This is a genomic window from Cellulosilyticum sp. (assembly GCF_982396655.1).
Map to the genome: position 1 here is coordinate 1 of NZ_CEVXFV010000096.1, position 5,580 is coordinate 5,580.

At 31.9% G+C, this 5,580-nt stretch carries 4 protein-coding genes, 1 tRNA gene and 1 rRNA gene; 4 read left to right on the forward strand and 2 right to left on the reverse strand.

Features of this window, described 5'->3' with window-relative positions; genetic code table 11:
- Nucleotides 1-315: 315 nt before the first annotated feature.
- The 4 genes from AC1VAQ_RS20600 (at nucleotide 316) to AC1VAQ_RS20615 (ending at nucleotide 3,210) form a co-directional block, all read left to right on the forward strand.
- A complete protein-coding gene (locus AC1VAQ_RS20600) occupies nucleotides 316-636 on the forward strand; it encodes a (2Fe-2S)-binding protein (protein ID WP_302600243.1) in 321 nt (106 codons plus the stop codon).
- 136 nt (nucleotides 637-772) lie between these two features.
- Nucleotides 773-2,827, forward strand: a complete 2,055-nt coding sequence (locus AC1VAQ_RS20605) for a methyl-accepting chemotaxis protein (protein ID WP_479904494.1) — start codon at nucleotides 773-775, stop codon at nucleotides 2,825-2,827.
- Between the two features lie 188 nt (nucleotides 2,828-3,015).
- A 5S ribosomal RNA gene (rrf, locus tag AC1VAQ_RS20610) occupies nucleotides 3,016-3,133 on the forward strand.
- A 4-nt stretch (nucleotides 3,134-3,137) separates the two neighbouring features.
- Nucleotides 3,138-3,210, forward strand: a tRNA-Gly gene (locus tag AC1VAQ_RS20615).
- 516 nt (nucleotides 3,211-3,726) lie between these two features.
- Here AC1VAQ_RS20615 and AC1VAQ_RS20620 read toward each other — a convergent pair.
- Together AC1VAQ_RS20620 and AC1VAQ_RS20625 are read right to left on the reverse strand one after the other, a co-directional pair.
- Nucleotides 3,727-4,467, reverse strand: coding sequence for a hypothetical protein (locus AC1VAQ_RS20620; protein ID WP_479904495.1), 741 nt, complete (start codon nucleotides 4,465-4,467; stop codon nucleotides 3,727-3,729).
- Nucleotides 4,468-4,495: 28 nt separating this feature from the next.
- Nucleotides 4,496-5,155, reverse strand: coding sequence for a hypothetical protein (locus AC1VAQ_RS20625; protein WP_302600246.1), 660 nt, complete (start codon nucleotides 5,153-5,155; stop codon nucleotides 4,496-4,498).
- Nucleotides 5,156-5,580: the final 425 nt, after the last annotated feature.

The following is a 5,580-nucleotide window of genomic DNA, read 5'->3' on the forward strand; positions in this document are numbered from 1 at the left end:
AGAAACACTCGTAGGTTGAATTATAATTTGTAGTATTTGTTTTTCAGAGTATAAGGAAGGGCACCCCAAAGGGTGTCTTTTTTGTTATATAAGTCATAAACCGAATGCAGCATGATAAACCGAATGCAGCATGATAAACCGAATGCAGCATGATAAAATCAATGCCATGGATTGTAGTAGGTGTAGATAATAGTGGTAAGTTTTCAGCAGAATTTAAGTATAGCAATAGTGGTAAGTTTAATGGTATAATATGTAACAAATAGATATTATTAACTAGATATCAATTTTAATTATATAATTTAGAGGAGTAAAGCGATGGCAGGAAACAGAATAATTTGTCACTGTAAACAAGTAGATTATATTACAATTAGAAAAGCAATGATTCAAGGTGCACGTACTGTAGAAGAAATTAAAGAAATGACAGGGGCGGGTACAGGATGTGGTCGCTGTATTGGAGAAATAGAACAAATTTTAGCATCTGTATGTGGATGTAAAGGTACATCATTAGAAGCAGTAGTAGAAGCTGTTAAAAATGGTGCAGATACAGTTGAAAAAGTGGGAGAGATAACAGGTGCAGGTACTGCTTGTGGTAGATGTAAAGCACTTGTACAAAATGTAATTGATCTCAAAAAATAAAGAATTAGAGAAGGTGTTGTACATTTGTACAGCATCTTTTTAATATATAAAAATGTAAAAATATGTAAAAAGCCTTTGTGAAAAGATGAAATTAGTCGATATACTATATGACATCAAATTAAAGGAGAAATACAGCATGGGAAAGAAAATAGGCATAGTTATAGTAGCTATCTTAGTGATGTGTATAGGTTTATTAGTATCCTTTAATGTAAGTATTGCAAAGGAGAGCATTCAGACATTAACTGAGACAACTATAGAAGATAACCTCAAGATATACAAAACATTATTAGATTCTAAGATGGAGCAACAACTAGTTAGAGTAGAACGTTTGGCTAAAGACCATATGATTGGTAGTTTATTTGAGGATGATCATGGTCATGAGCATAGTCAATTTGAAGAAAAATCAGAGGCCAATACATATGAAATCATTACTGAAAATTTAATATCAGAAAAAGAACTTGAAGAAATGATTGATAATATCAGTATTATTAATAATAAGGGGATTATTGTTGCCAGTGCTAATGAAAGTGCGTTAGGAATGGATGTTTCAGAGAGAACTTATTTTCAAAAGGTAATGGAAACAGGGGAGAAATATATTGGAGAAAGTGTAATTTCTAAAGATACTGGCGAAGCGGTAGTACCAGTATGTGCACCAGTTCTAAATATTAAGGGCGAAGTTCAAGGAATCGTATCTGCTACAATTGCGACAAGACTTGTTGCAGCAGAATTAGATGGAAAAACGATACTTAATACGAAAGAAACATATCCTATTTTATTTGAACGAAAAGGAACTATATTAGCACATCGCGATGCAAATTTAATTGGTCAAGTACATAATGATGAGAAATTAGTAGATTTAATTATAAATGATCCTATTGAGGAGGATACCAATCACATTGAGAAGACAGAATATATGAGTATGACAAGTAATGACTTAAGAGAGCTTGCATTCATTCGATTAGACAATGTGGATTGGGTATTAGCGATTACAACTGATGAAACAGAATTCTTAAAGCCAATTAAAGCCATGAGAGGACAAAGTATATTAATTGGTATTGTAGCTTTATTGATTACAGTTATTATAACGTTATTTATTAGTAAGTGGATTTCTAAAAGCTTAGGTGAGATTACGAATATCATTAGACAGATTGCTAGTTTAAATCTAAAGGGTATTGAAATAACACCAATTATGCTTAAAACAAGAGATGAAATAGGTCTGATGGCAAATGCTACATCTGTAACAAAAGATAAATTAAGTGAGATGGTTGAATTACTTATTAAGTATGCAGATGAACTTGCTATGAGTGCAGACAAGATGAGTAACTTAGCTTCAGAGGTTGTAGAGGATACTGGAAAGGTATCAGAAGTAATGGAAGAATTATCTGCAAGTATGGAAGAAATTAATGCAAGCACAGAAGAAGTAAGCAGTACTGTTGATAGCATTAATGAAAATATCAAAGCAATTACGGACTCTATTGAAACAAGTGGTAAGGTTGCCTTAAATATGGCAGCTAAGGCACAAGATTTAAAAGCTGATACACAACAAGAAAGTGAATATATTTTAGCTTCATATACTGATGTAAAAATGAATATGCAAGATTCAATTAAGCGTGGGGAAGTTATTGCTAAGGTACAAATTTTAGTGGATAGTATTAAAAGTATCACTGAACAAACAAATTTATTAGCACTTAATGCATCAATCGAGGCAGCTAGAGCTGGGGAACTAGGAAAAGGTTTTGGTGTAGTAGCTAGAGAGATTGGAACATTAGCACAACAATCAGGTGATGCAGTAAGTGAAATTGAAGCTGTTATTGCAGAAGTATTAGCAGCAACAACTGATATGAAAAGAAATGCAGAAGTGTCATTAGAGTTTATGGAAAAGCAGATTCATGGAAACTTAAAAACAATTGAGAATACAGCTGAAACATACATGGAAGACTGGAAGCAAGTATATGATATTTTAAAAGCATTAGAGGAAAATGCAGAAATCCTTAAGAATTATTCAGAAAACATTACAGTAGCTGTTTCAGAAGTAGCAGAAGCTATAGCAGAAAATACGAGTGGGATTGTTAATATAGTAAACAGAACTGCAGGTATTCAAGAAAAAGTAACTGTTATGGAAGATGTAATAGAAGGAAATCGTAAGATTTCAAAAGAGTTTAGTGATTTAACAGGTGAATTTACAATTTAAATTGCCACAATTCATTCACAGAATGATGAGATTTGCATAAGATAAAGAATAAATAGCAGTATCTGTAGGGAAAAGCTTTGCAGGTGCTGCTGTTTTTATAAGCAACTAAAAAAATATAAAAAAAGTGTTGACATGAGTAAATGCATGGTGTAAAATAAATCATGTCGTTGAGAGACAACGAGAAAATTTTTGGTGACGATGCGCTTAGGGGAAACACCCGTTCCCATCCCGAACACGTAGGTTAAGACCTAAGCGGCTGATGATACTTGGCTGGAGACGGCCTGGGAAAGTAAGTGGTTGCCAAATTTATGCGCGAGTGGCTCAGTTGGTAGAGCATCTCCTTGCCAAGGAGAGGGTCGCGGGTTCGAGTCCCGTCTCGCGCTCTATATTAGAAGAAGCTGTAACCTTCAAAAGGTTACAGCTTTTTTTGTTTTTTAAATTAATATTTTTGATGTTTCTAAGAGGCGGCATATAAGAATTAGAAATTTATTTAAGAGCAAAAAAATCTTCTTTAAGCATAAAAATAATATCTCTTCATAGGATAGAATAACCACTTTAATCGAGTTAGAACAAGCTGGCAATTATGAGCAGAATAAATAAAAGTGGTGTATTTTATTAAGGGTGATATTAGGGAGGTTTTGAGATGCCAGATAAGGGAAAAAGTAAATCAAGTTCTACAAAAAATAGTAAAGGCAAAAAAGATAAAAAAGAAAACAAAAAAGGAAAAGATAATAAAAAATAAGATTTAGATATAGCACTAAATAAGCTTTTGGATTAAAAGTTTATTTAGTGCTATTTGTTTATATGCATTAAATATATTGGATAGACTCTTATTTGGCATGTGAAGCTCACCTATAAGTAATTTAGCTTTAAAACGACTATTTTTTAGCTAAATTATATTAGGATGCTTCTTTTACAGAAAGAGAATTAAAAAAACTATTTGTTATAAACTTTCCTTTATAGATAAGTTTAGTGCCTCCATAGACAGATAAGAGTAAAGAATTATCAGTTTCACTATCCCAAACTGACTCAAAGAGAAATAATTTATTATTTACAAAGGAGAGAAAGCTAGAATGGTAGTTTAAATTCTCATTATCAGTAGAGATTACAGAAGAAATAGCGGTTATTTGTCCATTAGTATTAATAGAGGTTCCTATTAAAAGTGAATGGATAGAATCTAGATTAAGTATAAGACTTAGGGAATTATCTGAAATAAATGGGATATAAGTATAATTTGTGCTTAACGGTGGTAGGTCACCTGTTGTTCTTTCACTGATTAATTTACCGGTTATAGGGTTGATTGTCTGAAATACAAGTTGATTATGAGTCATAAGAATGAGCACAAGGTAGTCATTGATATTTTCAAGACCTAGGATACTTGTATCATGTGTATCTAACTCTACGTTATAAATAGGGATGATAGTTCCTAGTGTATCTAATAAAGATTCTTCATCTAACATATGAAAGGTATGCGGTGCGAAAGATTGAATGCGGTAGAGAGAAGCCGTACCTGAAAAATCAGAAGAAACAGGAGGAATGAAATACGCTGTATTATTTATGATGGTCATGCCTGAGCTTATATTATCTATATTGAATGGAAGCGTATATTCCTGATCTTTTAATATTGCATGTTTAGGCAATACATTATCTGTAGGAATTGTATTGATATCAGGGCAAAGATAATTTTCTTATTAGGATAATATCAGCTGTAGGACGCTTTAGGGAGATATTAGTATCAAAGTAGACATTATTACCACTTTCAAAATTCGAGATTTTAGGCGTACTAAAATCAAACTTATTACGATGGCCTAAAACATTTAAGGCAATATGTAAATTAATAGTATCGGTTTTTCGAGTAACAGTAAGATATTTACGATCATAATCTAATGAAGAAAAGTCATTAGTAGAAAGATTATCTGTAGGAGCAATATCTAGTATTTGTCCATTATTATACTTTGAGGTATTAAATATTGGTCTAAAATAAAAGGAATAGGTATCATAAAGTGTGGCTGTAAAAGAGTCATAAGCAGAAGGCTGAGCTAGTGAATAGAGGTAATCTTGTTTAGCATGAGTAATATAGGTAGTAGTATAGTTGAAAGTCCCTTTTTGAATATCAAAAGGAGTGGCATAATAACCGTTACTGAGTTCTCCAGTGATTAAGACATTATCTAATACACTTATATTGCCCGCTAAAGTTTCAATTGCCAGTGTAAATTTTTGTGAAGAAACAGAGAGCATATGCAAACTACCAAATAATATTACTATGATGCCTAGTAGTAAGATAAGAAAGAGATGATTTTTAATAAGTTTAATATTAATCAATTTCATAAGGATCTCCAATCTAGATGAATTACTTCGCTTGATAAGATGTAAACTATACTTTATATAGAAAATAGTGATATAAGAAAATAGTGCATACAGCCAATAAGCAAATATAACAGTATAAATACCTTAATGCAAAAGTGTACTAAGCAGTAATATACTGACTATAGCTGTATTATAGGTACACTGCATAATGTGGTCAACCATTAAAAGACAAAAGCATAGTGAAATAAATATAATAGAGATAGTATAGAAGTAAAAAAGACCTTTCATAAATAAAATGAAAAAAGTTTATAAAAAGTGTTGACGTAGGTAATGTAATAGTGTATTATTAATCAAGTCAGCGGCGATAAGCACTGATAACAACGACACAGTAACTTGAGTCGTTACAAACAAATGAACTTTGAAAACAAAATAGTAATCATATAAAC

Excerpts from the sequence above, each read along its gene's own strand:
- AC1VAQ_RS20600 (WP_302600243.1), top strand. The coding sequence starts at position 316 with ATGGCAGGAAACAGAATAATTTGTCACTGTAAACAAGTAGATTATATT.
- AC1VAQ_RS20625 (WP_302600246.1), bottom strand. The coding sequence starts at position 5,155 with ATGAAATTGATTAATATTAAACTTATTAAAAATCATCTCTTTCTTATC.
- AC1VAQ_RS20605 (WP_479904494.1), top strand. The coding sequence starts at position 773 with ATGGGAAAGAAAATAGGCATAGTTATAGTAGCTATCTTAGTGATGTGT.